The sequence below is a fragment of the Shewanella sp. genome, assembly GCF_048265805.1.
Lineage (GTDB): Bacteria > Pseudomonadota > Gammaproteobacteria > Enterobacterales > Shewanellaceae > Shewanella.
In genome coordinates, this window is sequence record NZ_JBLXAT010000025.1 from 1 (window position 1) to 26,180 (window position 26,180).

At 48.1% G+C, this 26,180-nt stretch carries 29 protein-coding genes; 10 read left to right on the forward strand and 19 right to left on the reverse strand.

The window, feature by feature from the left end:
* Positions 1-118: 118 nt before the first annotated feature.
* Positions 119-724 (reverse strand): peroxiredoxin, encoded by a 606-nt coding sequence (locus ACN0TT_RS15775; protein WP_417763106.1) that lies wholly within the window; start codon positions 722-724, stop codon positions 119-121.
* 278 nt (positions 725-1,002) lie between these two features.
* Between ACN0TT_RS15775 and ACN0TT_RS15780 the strand changes: the two genes are divergently transcribed.
* Positions 1,003-2,322: a Na+/H+ antiporter family protein gene (locus ACN0TT_RS15780; RefSeq protein ID WP_417763107.1), complete on the forward strand. Its 1,320-nt coding sequence runs from the start codon at positions 1,003-1,005 to the stop codon at positions 2,320-2,322.
* Between the two features lie 77 nt (positions 2,323-2,399).
* Here ACN0TT_RS15780 and upp read toward each other — a convergent pair whose 3' ends face one another.
* A complete protein-coding gene (gene upp, locus ACN0TT_RS15785) occupies positions 2,400-3,026 on the reverse strand; it encodes a uracil phosphoribosyltransferase (RefSeq protein ID WP_417763108.1) in 627 nt (208 codons plus the stop codon).
* Between the two features lie 242 nt (positions 3,027-3,268).
* Between upp and purM the strand changes: the two genes are divergently transcribed.
* From purM to asnB, 5 genes are all read left to right on the forward strand, one after another.
* Positions 3,269-4,306, forward strand: coding sequence for a phosphoribosylformylglycinamidine cyclo-ligase (purM, locus tag ACN0TT_RS15790; RefSeq protein ID WP_417763109.1), 1,038 nt, complete (start codon positions 3,269-3,271; stop codon positions 4,304-4,306).
* Entirely contained in the window at positions 4,306-4,947 is a 642-nt protein-coding gene (gene purN, locus ACN0TT_RS15795; protein ID WP_417763110.1) for a phosphoribosylglycinamide formyltransferase, read from the forward strand. The genes purM and purN overlap by 1 nt, the downstream gene beginning before the upstream one ends.
* A gap of 146 nt (positions 4,948-5,093) precedes the next feature.
* Positions 5,094-5,852 (forward strand): HAD-IIA family hydrolase, encoded by a 759-nt coding sequence (locus ACN0TT_RS15800; RefSeq protein WP_417763111.1) that lies wholly within the window; start codon positions 5,094-5,096, stop codon positions 5,850-5,852.
* Between the two features lie 151 nt (positions 5,853-6,003).
* Entirely contained in the window at positions 6,004-7,674 is a 1,671-nt protein-coding gene (locus ACN0TT_RS15805) for a M28 family metallopeptidase (protein ID WP_417763112.1), read from the forward strand.
* A 343-nt stretch (positions 7,675-8,017) separates the two neighbouring features.
* Positions 8,018-9,685: an asparagine synthase B gene (asnB, locus tag ACN0TT_RS15810; protein WP_417763113.1), complete on the forward strand. Its 1,668-nt coding sequence runs from the start codon at positions 8,018-8,020 to the stop codon at positions 9,683-9,685.
* A gap of 63 nt (positions 9,686-9,748) precedes the next feature.
* On the opposite strand, the gene ACN0TT_RS15815 is transcribed toward asnB, so the two are convergent.
* The 3 genes from ACN0TT_RS15815 to ACN0TT_RS15825 are packed head-to-tail and all read right to left on the reverse strand — an operon-like array spanning position 9,749 to position 11,011.
* Entirely contained in the window at positions 9,749-9,958 is a 210-nt protein-coding gene (locus ACN0TT_RS15815; RefSeq protein ID WP_417763114.1) for a DUF1289 domain-containing protein, read from the reverse strand.
* A 3-nt stretch (positions 9,959-9,961) separates the two neighbouring features.
* Positions 9,962-10,291, reverse strand: a complete 330-nt coding sequence (locus ACN0TT_RS15820) for a 5-carboxymethyl-2-hydroxymuconate Delta-isomerase (RefSeq protein WP_417763115.1) — start codon at positions 10,289-10,291, stop codon at positions 9,962-9,964.
* 15 nt (positions 10,292-10,306) lie between these two features.
* Positions 10,307-11,011 (reverse strand): DUF445 domain-containing protein, encoded by a 705-nt coding sequence (locus ACN0TT_RS15825; protein ID WP_417763153.1) that lies wholly within the window; start codon positions 11,009-11,011, stop codon positions 10,307-10,309.
* Between the two features lie 263 nt (positions 11,012-11,274).
* On the opposite strand from ACN0TT_RS15825, the gene ACN0TT_RS15830 reads away from it, so the two are divergent.
* Positions 11,275-11,709: a hypothetical protein gene (locus tag ACN0TT_RS15830; protein ID WP_417763116.1), complete on the forward strand. Its 435-nt coding sequence runs from the start codon at positions 11,275-11,277 to the stop codon at positions 11,707-11,709.
* A 100-nt stretch (positions 11,710-11,809) separates the two neighbouring features.
* Here the strand turns inward: ACN0TT_RS15830 and ACN0TT_RS15835 are convergent, their stop codons facing one another.
* The 3 genes from ACN0TT_RS15835 to ACN0TT_RS15845 form a co-directional block, all read right to left on the reverse strand.
* The gene (locus ACN0TT_RS15835) at positions 11,810-12,019 is read right to left on the reverse strand and encodes a cold-shock protein (RefSeq protein WP_207356271.1); all 210 of its coding nucleotides are present in this window, start codon (positions 12,017-12,019) and stop codon (positions 11,810-11,812) included.
* A gap of 233 nt (positions 12,020-12,252) precedes the next feature.
* Entirely contained in the window at positions 12,253-13,056 is an 804-nt protein-coding gene (rlmA, locus tag ACN0TT_RS15840; protein WP_417763117.1) for a 23S rRNA (guanine(745)-N(1))-methyltransferase, read from the reverse strand.
* 11 nt (positions 13,057-13,067) lie between these two features.
* Positions 13,068-13,895, reverse strand: coding sequence for a hypothetical protein (locus ACN0TT_RS15845; RefSeq protein ID WP_417763118.1), 828 nt, complete (start codon positions 13,893-13,895; stop codon positions 13,068-13,070).
* Positions 13,896-14,071: 176 nt separating this feature from the next.
* Between ACN0TT_RS15845 and sbcB the strand changes: the two genes are divergently transcribed.
* Complete coding sequence (gene sbcB / locus ACN0TT_RS15850; protein ID WP_417763119.1) at positions 14,072-15,487, forward strand: exodeoxyribonuclease I; 1,416 nt, start codon at positions 14,072-14,074, stop codon at positions 15,485-15,487.
* Positions 15,488-15,526: 39 nt separating this feature from the next.
* Positions 15,527-16,420: a cytidine deaminase gene (cdd, locus tag ACN0TT_RS15855; protein WP_417763120.1), complete on the forward strand. Its 894-nt coding sequence runs from the start codon at positions 15,527-15,529 to the stop codon at positions 16,418-16,420.
* 61 nt (positions 16,421-16,481) lie between these two features.
* Here cdd and ACN0TT_RS15860 read toward each other — a convergent pair whose 3' ends face one another.
* From ACN0TT_RS15860 to yceD, 10 genes are all read right to left on the reverse strand, one after another.
* Positions 16,482-17,360, reverse strand: coding sequence for an NAD(P)-dependent oxidoreductase (locus ACN0TT_RS15860; RefSeq protein ID WP_417763121.1), 879 nt, complete (start codon positions 17,358-17,360; stop codon positions 16,482-16,484).
* 76 nt (positions 17,361-17,436) lie between these two features.
* On the reverse strand, positions 17,437-17,916 hold the full coding sequence (locus tag ACN0TT_RS15865; protein WP_417763122.1) for an acyl-CoA thioesterase: 480 nt from the start codon (positions 17,914-17,916) through the stop codon (positions 17,437-17,439).
* Positions 17,917-18,210: 294 nt separating this feature from the next.
* Positions 18,211-19,449, reverse strand: a complete 1,239-nt coding sequence (gene fabF, locus ACN0TT_RS15870) for a beta-ketoacyl-ACP synthase II (RefSeq protein ID WP_417763123.1) — start codon at positions 19,447-19,449, stop codon at positions 18,211-18,213.
* 151 nt (positions 19,450-19,600) lie between these two features.
* The gene (gene acpP / locus ACN0TT_RS15875; RefSeq protein WP_037440015.1) at positions 19,601-19,834 is read right to left on the reverse strand and encodes an acyl carrier protein; all 234 of its coding nucleotides are present in this window, start codon (positions 19,832-19,834) and stop codon (positions 19,601-19,603) included.
* Positions 19,835-19,998: 164 nt separating this feature from the next.
* Positions 19,999-20,745 carry a 3-oxoacyl-ACP reductase FabG gene (gene fabG / locus ACN0TT_RS15880; RefSeq protein WP_417763124.1) on the reverse strand — a complete coding sequence of 249 codons (747 nt, stop codon included), beginning with the start codon at positions 20,743-20,745 and terminating at the stop codon, positions 19,999-20,001.
* Between the two features lie 11 nt (positions 20,746-20,756).
* Complete coding sequence (gene fabD / locus ACN0TT_RS15885) at positions 20,757-21,683, reverse strand: ACP S-malonyltransferase (RefSeq protein ID WP_417763125.1); 927 nt, start codon at positions 21,681-21,683, stop codon at positions 20,757-20,759.
* 31 nt (positions 21,684-21,714) lie between these two features.
* Positions 21,715-22,674, reverse strand: coding sequence for a beta-ketoacyl-ACP synthase III (locus tag ACN0TT_RS15890; RefSeq protein WP_417763126.1), 960 nt, complete (start codon positions 22,672-22,674; stop codon positions 21,715-21,717).
* A 9-nt stretch (positions 22,675-22,683) separates the two neighbouring features.
* On the reverse strand, positions 22,684-23,712 hold the full coding sequence (plsX, locus tag ACN0TT_RS15895) for a phosphate acyltransferase PlsX (protein ID WP_417763127.1): 1,029 nt from the start codon (positions 23,710-23,712) through the stop codon (positions 22,684-22,686).
* Positions 23,713-23,727: 15 nt separating this feature from the next.
* A complete protein-coding gene (gene rpmF, locus ACN0TT_RS15900; RefSeq protein WP_238896074.1) occupies positions 23,728-23,898 on the reverse strand; it encodes a 50S ribosomal protein L32 in 171 nt (56 codons plus the stop codon).
* Between the two features lie 16 nt (positions 23,899-23,914).
* Positions 23,915-24,439 (reverse strand): 23S rRNA accumulation protein YceD, encoded by a 525-nt coding sequence (yceD, locus tag ACN0TT_RS15905; RefSeq protein ID WP_417763128.1) that lies wholly within the window; start codon positions 24,437-24,439, stop codon positions 23,915-23,917.
* 268 nt (positions 24,440-24,707) lie between these two features.
* Here yceD and ACN0TT_RS15910 point away from each other — a divergent pair, with 268 nt between their 5' ends.
* Positions 24,708-25,325 (forward strand): Maf family protein, encoded by a 618-nt coding sequence (locus ACN0TT_RS15910; RefSeq protein WP_417763129.1) that lies wholly within the window; start codon positions 24,708-24,710, stop codon positions 25,323-25,325.
* Positions 25,326-25,512: 187 nt separating this feature from the next.
* On the opposite strand, the gene ACN0TT_RS15915 is transcribed toward ACN0TT_RS15910, so the two are convergent.
* The gene (locus tag ACN0TT_RS15915) at positions 25,513-26,178 is read right to left on the reverse strand and encodes an HAD-IA family hydrolase (protein WP_417763130.1); all 666 of its coding nucleotides are present in this window, start codon (positions 26,176-26,178) and stop codon (positions 25,513-25,515) included.
* Positions 26,179-26,180: the final 2 nt, after the last annotated feature.

A 26,180-nucleotide genomic window follows, 5' to 3' on the forward strand; every position in this document is an offset into this window, starting at 1 on the left:
CAAGAAGAGCGTTTCCCATAACAAGCCTAATAAAACAAACCCCGGCTAAAAAACCGGGGTTTGTCATTAATCTGAAACCGCTCAAATGAGCGGTTTTTTGTATGCTATTAGCAATCGATTACAGGTTGCCAGCATTTTCAGACAGGTAAGCAGCTACGCCGTCTGGGCTACCTTGCATGCCTTTGTCGCCTTTGCTCCAGCCAGCTGGGCAAACTTCACCGTGTTCTTCGTGGAATTGCAGTGCATCAATCATACGCAGCATTTCGTCGATGTTACGACCCAGTGGCAGATCGTTCACTACTTGATGACGAACTACGCCTTCTTTGTCGATCAGGAATGAACCACGGAAAGCAACACCCGCTTCTGGGTGTTCAACATCGTATGCTTTACAGATATCGTGACGAGTGTCAGCAACCAAAGTGTATTTAACTTGACCAATACCGCCTTTCTCTACTGGAGTATTGCGCCATGCGTTGTGAGTGAATTGAGAATCGATAGAAACACCAATCACTTCTACACCGCGTTTTTTGAACTCTTCCAGACGATGATCGAAAGCGATCAACTCAGAAGGACATACGAAAGTGAAGTCGAGTGGGTAGAAAAAAACCACCGCTGGTTTGCCTTTGATTGCCGCAGTCAGATTGAAGCTATCTACAATTTCACCTGACCCCAGCACAGCTGCCGCAGTAAAGTCGGGAGCCGGACGGCCTACTAATACGCCCATTTTCTTTCCTCCATCTATGGATTGAGCAGTGAATAAAACATTCCGTTTTAACTACCCAAGCATTATAGGCGGTGGCAGCTAACTGACAACCTATTTATGATCCATATCACTGTTTTTAGAGTGTTATTAAGACAATTGATAACATTTGTCCAAAGCAATCGATGGTGTCTTAAGCAACTAACGGTTCGAGTTGTAACATATTCATCACTTGCGACTGGACAGCAGCAGTACACTTGCCGACAATAGCCTCCCCCATAAAAAGAACGATAAAACACAATATGAATGCTGTGGTGATTGCGGTCTGCCTGATGTTGGCAATGAGTATCGCACGAATAAATGTGGTTATCGCGTTAACCGTAAGTGCCGTGGCTGCCGGTTTAGTCGGCGGTTTGGACATAGATAAAACCGTGGCGGCATTTAACAATGGCCTAGGCGGTGGCGCACAGATCGCGTTGAGTTATGCCTTGCTGGGTGCGTTTGCGGTAGCGTTATCGCATTCAGGGCTGACCAACTTAGTGTCATCCTCGGTACTGAAATTTTTAGGCAAAGAGCAACAACACCAGAGCCGTGGCGTAGTACGTTATGTGCTGATTGCCGCGCTGGTAGCTATGTCTATCAGCTCGCAGAACATTCTGCCTATCCATATTGCCTTTATTCCAATCCTGATCCCGCCACTGTTGCAGTTAATGACGCGCTTGCAGTTGGATAGACGCTTGGTGGCCTGCTCGCTAACCTTTGGCTTAGTGACAACTTATATGGTGTTGCCATTGGGTTTTGGCGGCATCTTTTTGAATGATATTTTGTTGACCAACCTCAATAAAAACGGCTTATCGTTGACTTCAGCTGATGTGCCAACCGCCATGCTAATCCCTGCGGTGGGCATGCTGCTTGGGCTGCTAACCGCTGTATTCATCACTTACCGTAAACCACGGCAGTACCGTGAAGTCACCGAATTCACGGCCACAGAAGCTGCACGCGTGAGCAAGAAAGATTTAGCCATCGCAATATTTGCCATTGTGGCTACCTTGGCCGTACAACTCCGTACTGACTCTATGATCTTTGGTGCCTTGGTCGGGTTTATCATCTTTAGTTTTTCTGGCGCTCTCAAACAAGTCGATAAAGACGACGTGTTTACCCGAGGCACCAAAATGATGGCCAGCATCGGCTTTATTATGATTGCCGCTAGCGGCTTCGCATCGGTCGTCGAATCAACGGGGCAAGTCGCAGTGTTGGTACAAACCTTCGGTGAGGTGATTGGTGATAATAAAGGACTAGCGGCATTTTTAATGTTAGTGGTAGGCTTACTGATCACTATGGGCATCGGCTCATCGTTTTCCACCATCCCGATTATTGCCACCATTTATGTACCGCTTGCCTTGCACTTTGGCTTTTCACCGACCGCGACCGTAGCACTCGTTGGCACCGCAGCAGCACTGGGTGATGCGGGGTCGCCAGCATCCGACTCCACCCTTGGCCCCACCGCAGGTTTGAACGTAGACGGACAACATGATCATATTCGCGACAGCGTGATCCCGACCTTTATTCACTACAACATTCCGTTGCTGGTGTTTGGCTGGATAGCGGCGATGGTGCTGTAACGCAGCCAGCAATGCCCCATAATAAAAACGCCCGCATCGATTGCGGGCGTTTTTATTAACTTACGAGCAAGTTCAATTTATTTAGTGCCGAAGATCTTGTCACCAGCATCGCCGAGACCTGGCAAAATGTAACCATGTTCATTCAAACAACGGTCAACAGACGCGCAATACAGTTCAACATCTGGGTGCGCAGCTTCCAACGCTTTGATACCTTCTGGCGCAGCAACCAGCACCAAGGCTTTAATATTGCTACAACCGCGTTGTTTCAGCAGGTCGATAGTGGCAATCATTGAACCACCTGTCGCCAGCATTGGGTCGACCACTAAAGCCAAACGTTCTTCCAGATCGCTGGCGAACTTTTCAAAATATGGCACAGGTTCAAGGGTTTCTTCATCACGGTACATGCCAACAACAGAGATGCGAGCACTTGGAATATTTTCTAACACACCGTCCATCATGCCGATACCAGCACGCAGAATCGGTACAACGGTGACCTTCTTCCCTTTGATCTGCTCAACTTCCACAGGACCATTCCAACCTTCGATGGTCACTTTTTCTGTCTTTAAATCCGCTGTTGCTTCATAGGTTAAAAGACTGCCCACCTCGGACGCCAGTTCACGAAAACGTTTGGTACTGATATCGCCTTCGCGCATCAAACCAATTTTGTGACGGACTAATGGGTGTTTAACCTCAACAACTTTCATGGTAACTCTCCTGAACTATCTCGCGGGTTTGCCACAGACCAGCGTTGAGACTCGTCTGCAGCAGGCAAATTTGTGCAAGTTTAGTAGATTTGCCTGAAGTCGAAAACATAAAGTTTTGTTTATCAGTCAATTCGTGAGCCCTATCCGGTCAGGGATGCGCCACGTTTCGCTTTCGACCCCATCCTCAAGCTGTTAGAATAGCGCCGCATAATATTCATATACCCTGTACCCGAGAGGATCAAGTGAGTACTCCTACCCCACTGAGCTACAAAGACGCCGGTGTCGATATCGATGCGGGCAACGCCTTGGTTGATAACATCAAATCTGTTGTTAAGCGCACCCACCGCCCTGAAGTCATGGGGAATCTAGGGGGCTTCGGAGCCCTGTGCGAACTGCCGACCAAATATAAACATCCAGTATTGGTATCAGGCACCGATGGTGTAGGTACTAAGTTGCGTTTAGCCATCGACTATAAAAAACACGACAGCGTAGGTATCGACTTAGTAGCCATGTGTGTCAACGATTTGATTGTTCAGGGTGCTGAACCGCTGTTTTTCCTCGATTATTACGCTACTGGTAAGTTGGACGTAGAAGCCGCTACTGCTGTAGTGACAGGTATCGGTGAAGGTTGTCATCAATCAGGTTGTGCCTTGATTGGCGGTGAAACAGCTGAAATGCCTGGTATGTACGAAGGCGCCGATTATGATTTGGCAGGTTTCTGCGTCGGTGTGGTAGAGAAAGAAGCCATCATTGACGGCAGCAAAGTTGCTGCTGGCGATGCGCTGATTGCATTAGGCTCATCAGGTCCTCACTCAAACGGCTACTCACTGATCCGTAAAGTATTGGAAGTAAGCCAAGCTGACCCACAACAAGATTTAGCTGGCAAGCCGCTGATTGAACACCTGCTTGAACCCACCAAAATCTATGTCAAATCTGTGCTCGACTTGATCGAAAAACATCAAGTACACGCATTAGCGCACATTACTGGCGGCGGTTTCTGGGAAAACATCCCACGAGTACTGCCTGATAATGCCAAAGCAGTTATCAAAGGCGATTCTTGGCAATGGCCAGTCGTGTTTGATTGGTTGACCAAAGCAGGCAATATCGAAAAGTATGAAATGTACCGCACCTTCAACTGTGGTGTTGGGATGGTCATTGCGCTGCCTGCAGACCAAGTTGATGCGGCCATTGCATTGCTAACCAGCCACGGCGAAAAAGCTTGGCACATTGGTAAAATCGCCACTCGCGCTGACAACGAAGCAGCGGTGGAGATCATCTAATGTCGAAAGTGTGTCGCGTAGTGGTACTGATCTCTGGTAACGGCAGCAACCTGCAAGCCATTATCGATCAGAGCAGTAAAGCGCCTTATCAAGTGGTGGGTGTGATCACCAATAAGACAGACGCTTATGGTATTCAGCGTGCAGCAGCGGCAGATGTAGCCACCAGCACAGTGATTGCCCAAGCGGATGAACGCCGCGACCAATATGACCAACGTTTGCAACAAGCCATTGATAGCTATCAGCCTGATCTGATTGTGCTCGCTGGTTTTATGCGAATTCTGAGTGATGCCCTAGTTGAGCGTTATCAAGGCAAGATGCTCAATGTACACCCATCACTGCTACCACGTTTTACTGGGTTAAACACCCACCAGCGAGCCATTGATGCGGGTGATACCGAGCACGGTGCTAGTGTTCATTTTGTGGTGCCAGAGTTAGACGCAGGTCCTGTCATTTTGCAGGCCAAAGTCCCTGTATTTGAAGATGATACTGCCCAGTTCCTTGCTGACCGCGTGCATGAGCAAGAGCATGCCATCTATCCACTAGTGGTCAAATGGTTTGCTGAAGGTCGGTTGCAAATGGTGGACGGTGTGGCACTGCTGGATGGCAACCCACTGGCGGCACATGGCTACGCGGCTGATTAAATTAAAGAAATATTCATAAAAAGGAGCCTTGTGCTCCTTTTTTTATGCGGTCTTTCATAGTTTAATAAAATAGTCGGAAACATCATTGCAATTGTATGATAATTATCTTTGAATAGTGACAGTTTATAAGAAACGATGAGATGGGCATGAAAAATATTATCTGTGACATTGATGGCGTGCTAATGCACGACAACAAGCTGATCCCTGGCAGTGAGAAGTTCATCGCCCGGGTACTAGAACAAGGCAACCCATTAGTTGTACTGACTAATAATCCAGCCCAAACCGGTAAAGATTTACAAAACCGCTTGGCTTCCGCTGGCTACCCGTTAATCCCTGAAGAATGCTTCTACAGCTCTGCCATGGCAACGGCAGCATTTTTGAAACAACAATCTGGCAGCACTGGCGCTAAAGCCTATGTGATTGGCGAAGGTGCATTAACCCACGAGTTATATAATGCAGGCTTCACCATTACTGACATCAACCCAGATTTTGTTATCGTCGGTGAAACTAAAACCTTTAACTGGGACATGCTCCATAAAGCAGCACGCTTCGTGGCGAATGGGGCGCGTTTTATCGCAACCAACCCAGACACTCACGGCCCTAACTACTCTCCAGGTTGTGGCGCATTGTGCGCACCGATTGAAGTGATTTCTGGCCGTAAGCCGTTCTTTGTAGGTAAACCAAGCTCATTGATCATCCGCTCCGCGTTGAATCATATGGGCGCTCATTCAGAAGATACCGTGATCATCGGTGACAACATGCGGACCGATATCTTAGCGGGCTTCCAATCTGGGCTGGAAACCATTTTGGTGCTCAGTGGGGTGACCAAGCCGGAAGATATTGAACGTGAGCCGTTCCGTCCGAACCATGTATTCCGCTGCGCGGGTGAAATCGATATTTTGTAACGATTAATCGTACGCACCAGACTCAGCCCACCCGCAACAGAGGGTGGGCTTTTTTATCCAACCGACATATACAGTAACATTCTAGTTACATTCGTTATTAAATTCCTTGCTACTATGCCCGCAATAAATTGCGCTAATGGTAGGAAAATCTATGCGAGCTCTGCTCCCTCTTTGTGCGTTAACCCTATTGTTGGGGTGCAATGACGCCAGCTCAACAAAGGCATCAACCACAAAGGATACAAAAGCGACTGCGGTCGCAGCACATTTTAATGAACAGCTGTATCGGCAAGATCTCAAAACATTATCATCCGATGCGTTTGAAGGCCGAGCACCAACCACTCATGGCGAGCAAATGACGCTCGATTACCTCACCAAAGCCTTTACCGAGATGGGACTGACTGCGGCAGCTGATGGTAGCTACTTACAAGCAGTGCAGATGGTGAGTTACGAGGCTGACGAGCACCAACAGGTGACACTAGCAGGCGTGCCACTGCAATATCGTCAAGATATCGTGTTAAACACGCACCATAATGTCGAGCACGTTGCGATAGATAACGCGCCACTGGTATTCGTTGGCTATGGCATTAACGCGCCAGAATATGAGTGGAACGATTATCAGGGCTTAGATATGCACGGTAAAATTGCGGTCATCTTGATTAATGATCCTGGTTTTGCCCAACCCGATTCAGGCAAATTCAACGGTAAGGCCATGACCTACTATGGTCGTTGGACCTACAAATATGAAGAAGCTAGCCGCCAAGGCGCACTCGGAGCCATCATTATCCATGATACGGCACCCGCTTCGTATCCTTGGTCAGTGGTTGAACATAGCTGGACCGGCCCGCAACAAGATCTCGTTAGTAAAGCACAGGATTACCGCGTAGCCGTAGAAGGCTGGATGACACTAGATGCGGCGAAAAAAGTATTTGAAGCCTCAGGCTTGGCGCTAAATTCGGCCATGAAACGTGCTGCCCACAATGCCATCCAACTCCCACTGGAACAAACTGGCTCTATATTATTTAAGCAAACTGCGTCCTACACTCAGAGCTACAATGTGGTGGCTACCTTACCAGGCACCGATGCAAACAATGAGCACATATTAGTCACAGGTCACTGGGATCACTTAGGTCAAGATACCTCGTTAGAAGGCGACCAAATCTTTAATGGTGCGATGGATAATGCTACTGGCGTTGCCGGCATACTGGCCCTCGCCCGTCAGCTTAATCAAGCGGCCAAAGCGGGCAAACCATTAAAACGCTCAGTGACATTTGTGGTCACCACCGGCGAAGAACAAGGACTGCTGGGTTCCCGCTACTACACCGCTAATCCTATCTATCCCTTGGCGCACACCGTAGGAGTGTTCAATCTCGATAGCACTAACATTTATGGCCGCACTAAAGATGTCACCATCGTCGGCAAAGGTAAGTCAGAACTTGAGCTTTATATCGAACAAGCCGCCAAAAACCTTGGCCGTGAAGTAAAAGCCGAGTCACACCCTGAAGCAGGCGGCTACTTCCGTTCAGATCACTTCAGTTTTGCTAAACTGGGAGTGCCTGCCGTTTATGTTGCTGGCGGTAGCGAGCCGATTGATACAGCAACCGCCGCATATAAAGAGCGCATGCTGCAAACTATGCAAGGTTGCTATCACAACACCTGCGATGAGTACCATGAAGACTGGGATCTGTCTGGCACGCTCGATGATTTGCAACTGCACTATCAAGCAATTCGCGCTTTAGGCAACAGCGATGCTAAACCGGGCTATTACCAAGGTACGGAGTTTTACTCGTTGCGCCCAGCCAGTGGCATTGAGCTCAAAAAGTAACTGTCGCCAAGCTGATGGAACCTCGCTGTTCCATCAGCTTTTCGCCGCTACCGCTTATTTAATAACCGCTTAAAAATAAAGTCATTTCTATAGCGACAATTGGTTGTACTGCACAGCCATTACACTTTCGCCAAAATTAAACGCCCCCACAAGGTAAAAAAATATATTACTCACAAATTAACTGTTATTTTTGACGAATATTCATTTTAAATCGCAACATACTAAACTTGATCTCATAAAAAACCTAATTTTGATCAATATAAGACAAATTTACCACTTGCATTTTCACCGATTGCTGGCAAAGTAAGCGGCATATTGTTTGTGATTGCCCGGAGTTTTTCTTATGTGTTCGATTTTTGCCATTCTTGATATCCAGTCTGATGCGGCGTCACTGCGGCCAGTTGCCTTGGAAATGTCCAAACTCATGCGCCACCGCGGTCCAGACTGGTCCGGTATTTATACCTCTGACAAAGCGATTCTGGTGCACGAACGCTTAGCAATTGTCGATATTGAGCACGGTGCTCAACCGCTCTACAGCGAAGACGGCAGCATAGTGTTAGCGGTGAATGGCGAGATCTACAACCACAAAGAACTCAAGGCTCAGCTGGGTGATAAATATCGTTATCAAACCAACTCTGACTGTGAAGTGATTCTGGCGCTGTACCAAGAGTACGGTTGCGAGTTTCTCGATATGCTCAATGGCATTTTCGCCTTTGTGCTTTACGATGAGAAAAAGCAACAATTCCTGATTGGTCGTGATCATATCGGCATTATCCCGCTCTATACTGGCCATGATGCTGCGGGGAACTTCTATGTGGCATCAGAGATGAAATCGCTTATGCCCGTATGTAAAACAGTCGAAGTGTTCAAGCCAGGGCAATACCTGTTGAGTGGTGCCGCAGCACCAGTACCTTACTATCAACGTGAATGGCGTGACTACGAAGCGGTTAAAGATAATGCCGCCAGTGTGGATGAACTGCGTAGCGCGCTTGAAGCCGCAGTGAAACGTCAACTGATGTCAGATGTCCCCTATGGCGTGCTGCTGTCCGGCGGCTTAGACTCCTCGGTGATCTCAGCCATTACCCAAACGTATGCTAAGAAACGTATTGAAGATAACGACGAAACCAACGCTTGGTGGCCACAGTTACATTCCTTCGCCGTCGGTTTAAAAGGCGCACCGGACCTCATCGCAGCGCAAAAAGTCGCCGATGCGATTGGCACTATTCACCATGAAATTAACTTTACCTTCCAAGAAGGTTTAGATGCGCTAAAAGACGTGATTTATCACTTAGAGACTTATGACGTTACCACCATCCGAGCCGCCACCCCCATGTATTTGATGGCACGTAAGATTAAAGCCATGGGCATCAAAATGGTGTTGTCAGGTGAAGGTTCTGATGAGTTATTTGGCGGCTACCTCTATTTCCATAAAGCGCCCAACGCACAAGCTTTCCATGAAGAGTTGATCCGCAAGCTGGATAAACTCAACTTATACGACTGCTTGCGTGCTAACAAAGCCATGGCCGCTTGGGGCTTAGAAGCACGTGTGCCCTTCTTAGATAAAGAGTTTATGGATGTGGCGATGCGCCTCAACCCACAAGCGAAAATGTCCGGCAGCAACGGTAAAATTGAGAAACATATTCTGCGCGAAGCGTTTGAACATGCGCTGCCAGCTGAAGTCGCTTGGCGCCAGAAAGAACAGTTTAGTGATGGTGTCGGTTATTCATGGATTGATGGTTTAAAAGCCCACGCCGCTGAGATTGTTGACGATAAGGATTTAGCGAACGCGCGTTTCCGTTTCCCATACAACACGCCAGAAACCAAAGAAGCGTATTTCTATCGCGGTTTCTTTGAGGAGCTGTTCCCATTGGAATCTGCCGCACAAACCGTGCCCGGAGGCAAATCGGTAGCCTGCTCAACCCCTGAAGCGTTGGCGTGGGATGCGAGCTTCCAGACCATGGCCGATCCGTCAGGTCGTGCGGTACGCTCAGTGCACTCGGATGCTTATTAACACCTATTCGTTGTGCATTAAAAAAGGCGCTATAAGCGCCTTTTTTATCACTTTCGGCCCAACTCATCGACGAAAATAAGGAACTAATTTCGCCTGACGAGTGCGGCATAACGTTAAAATCTGCCGTTTTTCCATCGCGCTAGCCGTATGCCAAGCAGTAATTTCTGCCAACGTACGCCCACAGCCTAGACAAACGTCGTCCTCGTTTAAGCAACAGTTGCGCACGCAAGGTGATTGCAACTCATCATCACTAGGCACAGGGCGGTCACTCATGGCTTAGCCTTTAACGTAACTTAACGGCAAATCCAACACTTCAACCGACAAACTCGCCTCAACCATAGCCGCAATCGCATCGTAAACACCTTGGCTCAATGCCCGCTTTTGTTCCTCAGTTCGTCCGGGTAACAGCCTGATAGTAATATGTACAAAGTCGTCAGCTTCAGGCGCTCCAAGCCGAAAGAACTCATACGCCCGCGCACGCGTTTTAATCGCCATCGGATTGAACAAGCCACTGGCTTCAGTGGCTTGGTGGGCGCATTTAACTAACTCCGCCTCGGCAACCTGCTGCGCTACCGCTTGGCTGTATTCAATAATCACGTGAGGCATACGCTGCTCCTATTTCTATAGTGTTTGAATGATGCCGCTGATCAGGCCAATTAAGCCACCAAAAATACCGCCCCATACCACCAACCAACCTAAGTGACGACGGATCAGTTGCTGGACAATCTCTTTCACCATTTGAGGCGTCAGCTCATCCAGCCGCAGCGCTACAATCTGTTCTATTTTTCCGCGCAGATGCAGCATGGTGTCACCTTGCTGTAACTGTTGCTTCAGCAGCTCATTGAATTGCTCACCTTCAGCAATGTCGCTCAGTGACTGCTGCATCTTCTCAATAAAAGGCTGCTTCAATGGTGCTAACGCTTCCGCACCACCAAACATCGCCAACATGTTACCGAGCGATGATTGCGCCACCGTGTCCACTAAGGCATCAAACGCTGGCGCTAAGTCGATTTTATGCAACATGCCACTGATATCCAGCTTGGGTGCCGCCGACTGCTCAAGAAAGTTGTCGATATTCTGCTGATTAAAAAACTGCTCCATCATCATGGTGCTAATGGCACGTTTGAAGGCATCAAACCGCGCTGGGATCACACCAGAACCATAAAGGCCGGGCACCCTTTCAAACAACATGTAAATTGCCAGCCAGTTTGTCAGTGCGCCAGATAAGGCAAATAAACCGATACTGATCAAAATATTCTGCTGACATACGAGGCCAATCACCAAAAACAACGCCGCAACGAGGTTGGTAATCAGACTAACATTCACCTGCACTGGGCCAGATGCTTGAGACTGAGACAACACCATACTCCTACCTTGATAACAAACATCGCTATGTTAACCATGACATGCTACGAGTCAACTTCGCCATGACGATTTAAAAATCAATCGCCTGCGAACAGACTATTGCAAAGCCTTGTTAGTGGGTAAATGTCCACTAGCAATACAGCTTTGCCGATAAATCCTGTGCACCTTAGCAACTTAGCCGCTATGATGCTGTATCTACAAGCCTAAGGGATTGAAGTACACCTGTGAAAACATTAATCAACTTGTCACTGTCGCTATGTACCCTTGCTGCTATAACGGGTTGTGCCAGCAATACCGAGTTGGCACCGCTTGGACCAGTTACCGACGAATTTACCACGCAAATTCTTACCGATGGCACCAAGATGTTTACCTATCGTATCGACATGAAACGAGGTCACCCCAACGCCATCGCGGCTGATAACCGTCAATGGGCGCAGATGAACAACAGCCATAGCAACAGTCGCCGCGCCAGTGAACCAAGTTTACTGGAGTTGCATATGGTAGAAAACGTTAAACTGCGTCTACAACAAACTGGTTATTGTGCTGATAATTATTATGAATTATCACGCATGGTGATGAGAGAACATGCAGAATTGCGTGGAGAGTGCCACGAAGGGGCAAATGCCGAAGATAAATTAAAATTCCCGAATAAAAAATAACATTGTTAAATTTAACTTAATACTTTGCACAACGTTGTTTCTGGAATAAAAAAACGCGGAGCTTTATAGCACCGCGTTTTTAGCAAACTGTTAGTCAGTCTTAGCCGATAATTTGAACGTTTTCAGCTTGAGGACCTTTCTGACCTTGGGTCACAGTGAAGCTAACTTTTTGACCTTCGTCCAACGTTTTGAAACCGTCAGCTACGATAGCGCGGAAGTGAACGAAAACGTCTGGGCCCGCTTCTTGAGCGATAAAGCCGAAACCTTTGTCAGAGTTAAACCACTTAACAACACCAGTTACTTGAGACATAGTCTAAATTCCTGTAAATAAAACAATACTTAAGCCTTTGCGGCGGTGGAGCTGAAAATGCCGGTATTACTTATGTTTACAGGACGACACGGTCGAATTGAATACATAAAAATAAGCCCAACTTTCAAGCTATCCTGACTATAAATCATTCCCAAAATAAGTCAACTAACTTCAATGTCTACGGGAAGTTTTCGTACATATTTTTTATTAAATATTTATTGCAATCAGACTTTCTATTTAGAACGCTGAAAAATATCTATTTTAAAATCTATTTCGCAAATTAACCCGTTTAACTTCAATGTGTTTTTTTGCTGTTCAGAAAATTTCCAAGCGTATGGCGTCATTTGCAAAAAAGCACCACAAATGTCACCAGCGGGTAAGTCCATCGACCATTGCAAGCGCTCCTCATGCAGCAACTTAAAGCCTGACAATTGAGCTTGTCGCTCCGGATGTGGTCGCGGCTGCTCATAAATCAACTCTTTCACCGCAAAATGATGCTTTGGGCCAGCAGATACATTGATCACAATGCCTTTATCGGCGCAGATACGTGCAAGCTCATCATCACTGCCGGGGGCAAATATCCGCAACACCAAATCAGCAACGCCTGCGGCGAGCGGCAAATCAAACGCACTTGCCACCGCAAACTGAATATCGTTATAACGTTTGGCGGCATAGCGAACCGCCGCACGTGAGATATCAACCCCAATAACATCATGTTGCACTTGCTGCTGTAAACGAGAGGTGTAGTAACCTTCACCACAGCCCAGATCCACAGTGCATTTTGGGTGCAGCTCAAACTGTTCAATCAACGCGAGGATACGGTCAATCAATGGTTGGTAATGACCGCTGTCCAAAAACTGCCGACGCGCCGCCATCATCTCTTTGTTATCGCCTGGATCTTTACTGTTTTTCTTGTTCACCGGTAACAGATTGATATAGCCCTCTTTGGCAACATCAAAGTTATGCCCTCGCTCGCAGTGCCAAACATGGCTGCTGTGATTTAAAGGCTGCTGACATACCGGACACCGAAAATACATATTTCACCTTGCTATTCAATGAGAGAGCTTTTCCCCTCCTCTCCCACCATCATGTTTACTAACTCTGTTAACTCATCAGAAGCTAACATTTCATACAATGCTAAGCGCTGGGCATCTTGGCGTCCAAGACTGCAGTTGGCACTTTGGCCTAAGTTGCCGCGCTCCATTGCCACGCAGTAATGGCGATATACCCACTGCCGCTTGGCTTCTAATTGTTGCAGCAACTTGTCTATTGTCTGCATCAAGCTGGGCACTTGCACCAATGCGGTTTGCGTTGCAAAGGCTGTCAGTTCGCTATTGGCCTGCAATAGCTCGCTAAGCTCTAACACCAGTTGATTGGGGGCGGCAGTATAATCAAATGGTTGGTTAAGTACAGCCTTCGCGTGACTGATAGCACTGGGTTCACTGGTCAGATACTGGTCTTGCTCCAATGACACTAAGCTAAGAAAAGGCTCATCCATGTGTATCAGCAACCGCTCGTCTTGTGGGATGAACGTTACATCGATGCCCTGCTTTAACTGGGAAATGCAGGCATTTTTGCTCACTTTTAGCGCTTGATATACTCGACATCCCTGCCCGATGCTACGCGCGATGCTCGACACGGACACGGACACGGGCGCTGCGGCACAAGGAGACTCCGCATAAAAGCAGGGGTGTAACCGCAAGTTCACCGCCAATGCAGGGGGTTGCTCGCTATGTCTTACGATGATTTCGCAAATCGCCGTATTAGTGGCTTCGAGTAACAGCAGGTCATTGATACCGATAATCGGTAATATCTTAATACGACACGGCTGCAGCACATCAATCAGCTGCGGTGTCGACAATCGGTGTGGCAACATTCTAATCCATCAGAACTCATACTACTCAATACATATCACCATACACTGAATTGCGCCGCTTTGCGTTAGCGAGTGACTTACTATATGAATCAGTTAGCAAAATGAAGCATCGGAATTTTTCACCCACTTTGGCAAAAGTGGTAGACTGTCACAAATTTTCTGTATGAGTTGCAACTATGACGCAAGCGCCGCACGGAGCGAGCATATTTTGGCACGATTATGAAACATTCGGTGCCAGCCCAGCCACTGATAGACCTGCGCAATTTGCCGGGATCCGTACCGATATGGATCTGAATATCATTGGCGATCCAGAAACGTTTTATTGCCAAATTGCTCCCGATTATCTGCCTGCGCCAGAAGCGATTTTAATTACCGGAATCACGCCACAATTGGCCAACAATAAAGGCATGCCTGAGACTGAGTTTATGGGCAAGATTCATGACCTGTTCAGTGTGCCCAACACGTGCGTTGCGGGTTACAACTCGCTGCGGTTTGACGACGAAGTCACTCGCTATGGTTTTTACCGCAACTTTATCGATCCTTACGCACGCGAATGGCAACACGGTAACTCCCGTTGGGACATCATCGATGTAGTGCGTGCCTGTTATGCTTTGCGGCCAGAAGGGATCAATTGGCCAACCCGCGAGGATGGTAGCCCAAGCTTTAAGCTAGAACATCTGACGGCAGCCAACGGTTTAGGCCATGAAAAGGCGCACGATGCGATGTCAGACGTCTACGCCACTATTTCACTGGCTAAGCTGATTAAAGCACGGCAACCACGTCTGTTTGATTACTACTTTAATCTGCGTAAAAAGCAGCGGGTCGCCGATTTGATTGACGTCCTTAATATGACGCCGCTGGTACACGTGAGTTCTAAAATCCCTGCCGCTAATGGCTGTGCGACTTTGATTGCACCATTGGCATATCATCCAACCAATAAAAACGCCATCATCTGCATCAACTTAGCAATGGACGTGCAACCACTGCTCGATTTAGACGTAGCACAATTGCGTGAACGGATGTATACCGCCCGCGCCGAACTTGCTGAGGATGAACTGCCGGTTGGCATTAAGTTAGTGCACCTTAACAAGTGTCCGTTTGTTGCACCCGCTAAGACGTTTACCGATGAGCGCGCAGCGGCATTAGGCTTTGATAAAGACTTTGCCCGTGAGCAGTTTAAACGCTTGAAGAGTGCCCAGTATCTGCGGCAAAAACTCACTGAGCTATTCGAAACGGAATCGTTTAAAGCAACGACCGACCCAGATGTGATGCTGTACTCAGGTGGTTTCTTCTCTCCGGCAGATAAAGCCAAAATGGAGATGATCCGTAATACGGCACCACAAAACTTAGCGGCACTTGAGCTAAACTTTGATGATGCTCGCTTGCACGAGATGCTGTTCCGCTACCGTGCACGTAATTATCCCAACACTCTTAGCGATGATGAAAACCGCAAGTGGGCGCAGTTCTGCCAACAACGTTTGAGCGATCCAGATTACGTACTGCGTATTGAGAACCTGTTGGAAGAAACTGCTGATAATGACAGCAAGCAAAAGTTGCTCAAGGCCTTGGTGCTTTACCTTCAGTCGCTTTAGCTGCATCATGCTTACCCAATTCCGCTCGGATAATCGAACATGCAAGACAGATTTATCAAGCAGATAAGCCTGCTCCCTGCCAATTTAGCCAGTGAGCTAGTGCCGTTATTAAACCAGCAGTTTTCTGGCCATCTTGATGCGCAACAGGTGGCCACCCTGCTGGACAACACTGGCTTAACCAAAGCCGAGTTGATGTTCCAACTGCTCAATATTGCCAAAGCGTTAGCGCTTGCGCCAATCAGCCATTTCTATGTTGGCGCCATCGCCGAAGGTAACAGCGGCGATATCTACATGGGCGCGAATATCGAATTGCCCGGTTGCGCCCTGTGCCACTCAGTCCATGCTGAGCAACACGCCATCAGCCATGCGTGGCTAAGTGGTGAAAGCGGCATTCGCGATATTTGGATCAACGCTACGCCTTGTGGACATTGCCGCCAATTTATGAACGAGTTAGTTGATGGTGGCAATATCAACATCCATCTTCCGGATACCCAAGCGCAAACTCTGCAATATTACTTGCCCAATGGCTTTGGCCCGAAAGACCTCGGGATCAACCTGCCATTAATGCAAAAACAGCAGCATGAGTTATATTGCGAAGACCATAATGATCCGCTGATTATTGAAGCCCTTGATCATGCCAGTTTGAGTTACTCGCCTTATAGCCATAACCACAGCGCGGTGGTGCTTGAGCTCGCTGACGGTCGTACTTACTCTGGCCGCTACGCTGAAAACGCCGCCTTTAACCCAAGCATGATGCCGATGCAGATGGCAATAGCCAGTCTGGTTCGCCACAATCAAAGCTTTGCCGATATTAAGCGCGCCTTGTTGGTGGAATCGTCCGTGGGCAAGCTGTCGTTGATTGATGTCAGCAGCGATGCGCTGCTGTCAGTATCGATGGTGCCGCTCGAACATATCGTGGCCGAACCCGTGTAACGCGTCGCACCAATAAAAAACGCAGGTCATTGGCCTGCGTTTTTTATTGAATGAATGGGAGTTACTTTTGCTGACACTTCTTCTGCCGCGCCATCAAGCTTGAGGTATCCCAACGGCTACCGCCCATGGCTTGAACTTCCGCATAGAACTGATCAACTAACGCTGTCAGTGGCAAAGTAGAGCCGTTGCGGCGCGCTTCGTTCAGCGCAATGCCTAGATCTTTACGCATCCAATCGACCGCAAAACCAAAGTCATATTCATCTTTTAACATCGTTTTATAACGATTTTCCATCTGCCAACTTTGTGCAGCGCCTTTGCTGATCACCTGCACCACTTTCTCACCATCCAGCCCGGCGTTTTGCGCAAAGCTCAATGCTTCAGCCAAGCCTTGCACAATCCCCGCAATACAGATCTGGTTGACCATTTTAGTCAGTTGACCCGCGCCGCTGTCACCCATTAACACCGCACTTTTAGCGTAGCAATCAATAACCGATTTGACTGATGCAAACACTTGCTCGTCGCCCCCAGCCATTACCGTCAGCACGCCATTTTCCGCACCAGCTTGTCCGCCAGAAACTGGCGCGTCGATAAAGCTGATCTGTTTATCAGCCAACGCTTGCGCTAACTCGCGTGCCACATCTGCCGAAGCGGTGGTGTGGTCAACAAATACTGTATTGGCAGCCATGCCGTGTACGGCACCTTCGGCACCGAGTATCAACTCGCGCAAATCGTCATCATTACCGACGCAGCAAAATACCATCTCTTGTCCTTGCGCTGCTTCCGCCGGAGTGGCGCAGCAGCGACCACCGTGTTGTGCGACCCAAGCTTCGGCTTTCGCGGCGGTACGGTTATATACCGTGACCTCGTGCCCATGCTTCAGCAAATGTCCCGCCATAGGATAGCCCATGACACCCAATCCCAAAAACGCCACTTTAGCCATTGGAAGTCCTTAATCTTTTATCGGTAAAAACAAAAGGCATTTGCCGAAACAAACGCCTTTTAAGATGAAGGGTTATTTAAGGATGCACATGGGCTTCCATTTCTACCCCGATTTTTTTGCGCATCTCCATCAAACGAATCGCCGAGTCACGCAGCTCAATATCTCGCGCTGTTTGCGGCACCCACTCTGGCACCTCAGTTGGCGATCCATGTTCGTCCACCGCTACCATGATCACAATACAATGTGTGGTCAGTTGGCGGTCGCAGAATTTAGGATCGCAGGCTCGCACATCAATACCAATATGCATTGAAGTACGACCGGTGTAGATTACCTTAGCGCCAACCTCAACAATATTACCAACGAGGATCGGTTTTACAAATCGAATGCCACCAGCATATGCCGTGATGCAATACTTGCCGCTCCAGCCTGCTGCGCAGGCATAAGCCGCTAAGTCGATCCATTTCATTACCGCTCCACCATGAACTTTGCCACCAAAGTTCACATCACCCGGTTCAGCCAAAAAGCGGAGGGTAATTTCTCTTTCCATACCGGCCATTAATGTCCTCTCATTGTCCCGTAGGCTTGACGCAATCGCGCTTACCGTTTGAGTGTATTCGAATTTATCGGTTAAGGAAATCTTTAGTAAGCTCCCTCGCATGAATCATCGACACTTATTGACTGCTGATAGTGAGATGCTCTCGCCGCACTTAGCACTGATATGAGTTGGCTATGCCATCATTAATCTTATGTGCTCTATATCCTTTATTATAAGTTGATATATGACTGATTATTGTACGGTAAAAACACAAAAGGCGAGCCGTTAGCTCACCTTTTCATTACCATTTATGGCTTAGACTTTTTTCAACAACAGTGAACCGTTAGTGCCACCGAAGCCGAACGAGTTACATAAAGCGTATTCCATATTCACTTGACGAGCGGTGTGCGGTACGAAGTCCAGATCACACCCTTCATCAGGATTATCCAAGTTAATGGTTGGCGGAACCGCCTGCTCTTGTAATGCTAATGCAGTGAAAATTGTTTCTACCGCACCGGCAGCCCCCAGTAAGTGGCCCGTCATCGACTTAGTTGAGCTTACCATCACTTTATTGGCCGCTGCGCCAAATACCGCTTTAACAGCTGCCGCTTCAGCTTTGTCGCCGGCTGGCGTTGATGTGCCGTGAGCGTTGATGTAACCCACTTGCTCTGGATTCAAGCCACCATCACGCAATGCATTAACCATAGCTGCTGCCGCGCCTTTACCGTCTGCTGGAGGCGATGTCATGTGGAATGCATCACCACTCATACCAAAGCCAACCAGTTCAGCGTAGATTTTGGCGCCGCGAGCTTTAGCGTGTTCGTATTCTTCGACCACCATGACACCAGCACCGTCGCCGATAACGAAACCATCACGGTCTTTATCCCAAGGACGGCTAGCTTTGGTTGGGTCATCGTTACGGGTAGACAGTGCTTTAGCTGCACCAAAACCACCAACACCTAACGGGCTAGTCACATCTTCAGCGCCGCCAGCAACCATAACATCGGCATCACCGTAGGCAATAGTACGCGCCGCAAAACCGATGTTATGCACGCCTGTGGTACAGGCAGTAGTCACAGCAAAGTTCGGGCCGGTCATGCCGTACATGATCGACAGATGGCCAGCAATCATGTTGATGATAGTGCTTGGCACAAAGAACGGGCTCACTTTACGCGGACCGCCATTCATCAACGCGGTGTGGTTTTGTTCAATTAACCACATGCCGCCCATCCCCGCACCAATAGCGGTACCCACACGGGTTGGGTCTTCTTGCACCATATCCAAGCCTGAATCACTGATAGCTTGAATACCGGCGGCCATGCCATACTGGATGAACAGATCCATTTTGCGAGCATCTTTTTTGCTCAGATACTGTTCAACATCAAAATCTTTTACAGAACCGCTAAAACGGGTAGTAAATTCACTGGCATCAAATTTGGTGATGGGAGCAATACCGCTCTTGCCAGATAACAATGCTTTCCAAGTGCTATCGACATCATTACCGACTGGCGTAACCAGGCCAAGCCCGGTGATCACAACTCGACGTTTAGTCACTTTAGTCACCTTTTCGTAGAATAAACCTGCGTCAGCAGCGTAGATTAGCTCAGAAATAACTTTAAGAGAGGCTGCCGGCGGGGAACACTATAAAATAGTGGCGGAACAAAAACAGGCGGCAAAGTTGCCGCCTGTTTTCTAGAATTCAGTATTACTGATTTTTTGAAACGTAATCGATCGCTGCTTGAACAGTAGTGATCTTTTCAGCTTCTTCATCAGGAATTTCGGTGTCAAACTCTTCTTCCAGAGCCATAACCAACTCAACGGTGTCCAGAGAATCTGCACCCAGATCGTCTACAAAAGAAGCAGATGCTTTAACGTCTTCTTCTTTAACGCCCAGCTGCTCAACGATGATTTTCTTTACACGTTCTTCGATGTTGCTCATTAGTTTTCTTTCCTATTCAAATTACGCACTTGCGTAAGATTGCGAGTAGTTTATTCGATTCAACCAACATTGCAAGTCCAGTTTTCGTGGTCTAACCACGAATTAGACTCCAATGGCTTAGGATTTAGGCACAATCCTGACTATATTAATTCGCCAATAAGCCCTTAAACCATATACATCCCACCGTTTACATGCAAGGTTTCCCCTGTAATGTATGCAGCGGCATCTGAGGCCAAGAACAATACGGTGTTAGCAATTTCTTGTGCCTGTCCCAGACGTTCCATTGGAACCTGCGACATGATGGCTTTTTGCTGTTCTTCTGTCAGCTCGTCCGTCATATCTGTCTGGATAAAGCCTGGTGCAACCGCGTTTACAGTGATCTGACGCGATGCAACTTCACGAGCAAGCGACTTAGTAAAACCAATCAAACCTGCTTTAGCTGCTGCATAGTTAGCCTGACCTGGATTGCCCATAGTGCCCACTACAGAACCAATGCTGATAATACGACCATGACGTTTTTTCATCATGGCACGCAACACAGGTTTAGAGAGGCGGAACAATGATGTCAGGTTAGTATCGATGATATCTTGCCATTCATCATATTTCATCCGCATCAACAAATTGTCACGGGTAATGCCAGCATTGTTGACCAGAATATCAATATCGCCGACTTTTTCCTTGATCGATTTAAACAATTCTTCGATAGATGCAGGATCTGTGACATTGAGCACTAAACCGTGGCCTTTGTCACCCAAATAGTCCGCAATTGCGGCGGCACCTTTTTCACTAGTAGCGGTACCAAATACGGTCGCGCCCGCAGCAGCCAAGGTGGTTGCAATTGATTTTCCGATGCCACGGCTAGCACCGGTCACCAGTGCCACCTTGCCAGATAAATCGATAGCAATACTCATGTAAACTCCTGTTATTCAGTGATCGCAGTTAACGATGCGTAATCATTAACTGGCTTAGCGCTCAGCGCCTTGCTGATACGTTTTGTCAAACCAGCCAATACCTTGCCTGGACCAACTTCAAGTATTTCTGTGACATCATCGGCCGCCATCAGTTCAACTGTTTCAGTCCAACGTACAGGGCTATACAGCTGACGAACTAAGGCGTCTTTGATGGCTTCAGCCGCATCTGGTGAAGCCACGTCCACGTTATTAATCACGCGAATGCTCGGCGCATTGAAGCTAACGTTAGCTAATGCTTCAGCCAATTTATCTGCGGCAGGCTTCATCAATGCACAGTGAGACGGTACGCTAACTGGCAGGGCAACGGCCATTTTGGCACCGGCTTCTTTACAAGCTGCGGCTGCACGCTCAACAGCATCTTTTTCACCAGCGATAACCACTTGCCCAAGGCTATTGTAGTTAACTGGGCTAACAACTGCGCCTTGTGCTTGTTGTTCACAAATTTTAGCAATGGTGTCGTTATCTAAACCGATAATAGCAAACATCGCGCCAGTACCCGCGGGGACCGCTGCTTGCATCAGCTGACCACGCAGTTCTACCAGTTTTACCGCATCTTTAAAGGCGATGACACCGGCACAAACCAGTGCTGAATATTCACCCAAACTGTGTCCCGCCATTACTGCTGGTGCAGCTTTGCCACTGGCTTGATAGGCGCGCCACAATGCGACACTTGCAGTCAACAACGCTGGTTGTGTCTTATCGGTTTCATTCAATGTTTCGGCTGGGCCGTTTTGCACCAATTGCCATAAGTCGTATCCCAACACTTCACTGGCTTCAGCAAAGGTGTCAGTAACTATCGGAAAGTGTTCCGGCAAATCAGCTAACATGCCTACGGCTTGTGAGCCCTGCCCCGGAAATACGAATGCAATAGCGGTCATCTTTTTAACCTTATTCTTTGAAAATGGAATCTTAGAAGCGAACCAATGCGCTGCCCCAGGCAAAACCTGCCCCGAAGGCTTCAAGCAATAATAGCTGGCCGCGTTGAATTCTTCCGTCACGTACCGCCTCATCGAGAGCAATCGGTACTGACGCCGCTGAAGTGTTACCGTGCTTACCCACAGTCACCACAACTTTATCCATGCTCATGTCGAGCTTTCTGGCGGTGGCGGCGATGATGCGTAAGTTAGCTTGGTGTGGCACTAACCAATCAAGTTCAGATCTATCGACTTGGTTGTGTTCTAAAGTTTCGGTCACTAAGTGTGAAAGTTGCGTTACCGCGACCTTAAATACATCGTTGCCTTTCATGGTCATGTAGTGATTAACAGATTCGCTATCACCATTACGTGCTGGGAACGCACATTTCAGCAGATCACCTTGACGGCCGTCAGCGTGCAAATGGGTTGATAGAATACCCGGTGTATCACTGGCACCCACAACAACCGCTCCGGCACCATCACCGAACAGGATGATAGTACTGCGGTCAGCCGGATCGCACAGACGTGACAACACATCGGCGCCAATGACCAAGACTTTCTTAGCGGTGCCCGCTTTAACGAATTGATCAGCCACTGATAACGCATATACGAAACCAGAGCATGCTGCCGCAACGTCAAACGCAGGAATATTGTTAACCCCGAGCATGGCTTGAATTTCACAAGCAGCGGCAGGGAAAGCATTTGCCGCACTGGTGGTGCCACAAACGATTAAATCAAGTTCAGAGGGATCGATACCCGCCATCTCAATTGCCTTGAGAGCGGCTTGATGCCCCATAGTGGCGACAGACTCGTCACCACCGGCGATGCGGCGCTCAGAGATACCTGTACGTTCAACAATCCACTGGTCACTGGTTTCCACCATCTGTTCCAGATCCTGATTGCTACGCACCTGCGCCGGCAAATAACTGCCAGTACCAAGAATTTTTGTGTGCATAAAGAGAAATCAGCTGTTTATGTCTAAGAGAATCGACTCGAGACGAGAACTAATCTGGTCAGGAAGACGACGTGTAGCTTCGGTCACAGCCAGGCTGATTGCCTGCAAGTATGCGGATTGATCCGCATTCCCATGGCTCTTGACAACTATTCCGCGCAATCCTATCAGACTTGCACCATTATAGTGGTCGGGGTTCATTTGTCGCAGTACTCGCGAAATGCTAGGTGCTAATAATTTCGCCAACAATCTGACAAAGAAACCCTGCTTTAACCCTTGCTTTAGTTGATGTACCAACAGACGGGCGATGCCCTCTGAGGTTTTTAAGGTGATATTGCCGACAAAGCCATCACAAACAATGACGTCCACTTTGCCGGTATACAACTCATCGCCTTCAATAAAACCATGATAGTTGATTTCTGGCGTATGCTGCAGCAGCTGAGCAGCTTGCTGCACTTGTCCGTTACCTTTGCACTCTTCACTACCAACATTCAGCAGCGCTACCGATGGTCGCTGTTGCTTGTTAATCACTTCACATAGTACCGAGCCCATCACCGCGAACTGAAATAAGATATCGGCATCGCAGCTGACATTCGCGCCTAAATCCAATAGATAAAGCGGCTTATTGTTGACTGTCGGTAAACGGGTCACCAACGCTGGACGTTCAACACCGGGTAAAGTACGCAGCACCACCTTTGACATGGCCATTAATGCACCGGTATTACCTGCGCTCACGCAAGCGTCCGCCTCACCATCTTTGACACATTCCAAAGCTAAGCGCATCGAGCTTTGCTTTTTGCAGCGCAAAGCCACCACAGGACGTTCATCCATGGCAACGCATTCATCGGTATGTTTGATTGTGATTCGGCTACGGTAAGAGGCACCGCATTCTTGAAGAAGAGGTGTTATCTGGTGTTCATCGCCAACCAGAACGAGTTTGAGGTGTGGATATAATCGAAGTGCCTGCATTGCAGCAGGCACTGTAACGTGGGGGCCATGATCGCCACCCATCACATCCAACGCAAGCGTCAGATCTGTCATAAGACAATCAACAAATTACTTGTTGATTACCTTTTTGCCACGGTAGTAACCGTCAGCAGTCACACAGTGACGACGATGAATCTCACCGCTGGTCGCGTCTACTGACAGCTGAGCAGTGCTCAGAGCATCATGAGAACGACGCATTCCGCGCTTTGAACGTGATTTTTTATTCTGTTGAACAGCCATTGATCTGTCTCCTGGATTACTTGCTCTTCAGTTTTTCTAACACTGCAAACGGATTCGGACGCTCTTGCTGAGCTTCTTCGATCTCGCCTACGGCCATATCTTTCGAACCTAGATGACATTCTGCAACGTCATGCGAAGGTACTAAAGGAACGGCCAGCATCAATTCATCTTCAATTAAACTGTGAAGACGAACCTCACCAATCTCATCGCACTCAATAGGATCGTACGCATCCGGGAGCTCATCGATTTCTGCCTGTGTCCTACAAGGACTAAAGCAAAATTCAACTGCCGCCTCAGTGGTAAATAGTGTCATGCAGCGTTGACATAACAGAGTGAGCTCCGTCACAGCCTTCCCTTTCAGGTAGACTATCCCCTGTAAATCTACACCACACTCAAGTGACACTGCCACGTCGGAACAGTTGCCGGCACATAAATCAGCTAATCTTTTCAACGTTTGCCCTGGAACAACACCTTCGTAAACGAGGCGGCTCGTAGCAGCGCGGAGAGGATCAATTGAAACCGGTATCTTTACTGTTTGCATAAGCAGGCGCGCATCTTATAGTTTGACGCCCTTTGAGTCAAAGAAAATCTCGCGAGTCCACTCACAATTATCAGTGAATACGCTGTTCCGCGACTTCAAGGGCCGAAATTGACGGACGCTAATTTTACTCAAGCGAGTTAGCCCACACAAGCACCAAGCGAGCAAAATCACGCCAATTAATGCTGATCGGGTGCCATTTATGCTGTGATTGCATTCATCCACGACTCACGCAACAATATATGCCTTTGCTCTTAGCCTTAATCTTCATATGTCCGCCACACAATCACCCAAGCTCGTATTAGCTTCTACATCCACGTTCCGCCAAGCATTGTTGCAAAAACTATTGCTGCCGTTTGAATGCTGCGCGCCAAATGTGGATGAAACACCGCTACCCAATGAAACCGCCATGGCATTAGTAGCCCGCTTAGCCGCAGCCAAAGCACTAGCGGGGGCAGATCAATATCAAGATGAGGTGTTAGTGATTGGTTCAGATCAGGTAGCGGTCATTGATGGACAGATTGTTGGTAAGTCGCTTACTGAAGCAAAAGCTATTGCGCAACTGCAAGCCGCATCAGGTAAAGCCATCACCTTTTATACCGGATTAGCACTTTATAATAGTGCCACCAAACACACAGAAACTGAGGTGGATACTTTCACGGTGCAGTTTCGCCAATTAACCGACGCACAAATCCGTTACTACGTTGCCATCGAACAGCCACTATATTGTGCAGGCAGCTTTATGTGTGAAGGATTAGGCATTGCCTTATTTGAACGCATGGAAGGCAAAGACCCTAACAGTCTGATCGGCTTACCGCTCATCACCTTGGTAAAGATGCTTAACCAGCAAGGGGTGGACGTACTCAATCCGGCGAGTCTTACCGCCTAGGCTAAACTCTGCGAGCCAGAAAACAATAAAGCGTGCCAAGGCAAGCTTTATTCATAATAACAGGTACAACTAGGCGCTGCTGATCTGTCACGTTTGATTTTATGCTCAAATAAAACGCGTGATGAACGAGGCGCGGTCCGCTTACTTAGTAAACTAAGCAAGCAGGATTCAACAAAGGTCACAACAGTTAGATATATGCTAACAGCTCTAACGGTTGATGAATCACCGCTTTAGGCTGACAGCTCAGCAGCTTTTGCTCACCGTGCGCGCCGTAAGAGACGCCCACCGCTGCCAACCCAGCGCGGTTCGCCATTGACAGATCAAGCTGCGAATCACCCACCATCATACTTTTATTGGCCGCCACACCTGTCACGTTCAACAGTTGCTGCAACATGTCGGGATGAGGCTTAGATTGCGCTTCATCGGCGGTACGGCTGAGGCTGAAGAAACGGTCTAACCCCGTTTGTACTAACATGCGGTCCAGGCCAACACGTGACTTACCAGTAGCCACCGCTAATTGGATATCACGCTGTTGCAATTCGGTCAGCAGCTGTTCGATACCATTAAATAACGGCAAGGGTTCATCAGCTCGGCGTAAAAAATGGTACCGATAACGCAGTTGCAACGCCTCTAACGTGGTTGAACCCACTCGAGGAAATAACTGTTTAACCGCCTTTGATAGCGAAAGACCAATCACATCACGACACGCTTGCTCGCTAGGAGCTTCCAAGTCTAAGTCATGTGACATATCTTGTAGACAGTCGATGATACGGCCGATGGAATCCATCAGCGTTCCATCCCAATCAAACACAACTAATTGGTATGCACTTTGACTATTTGAGGCGTACGACACAA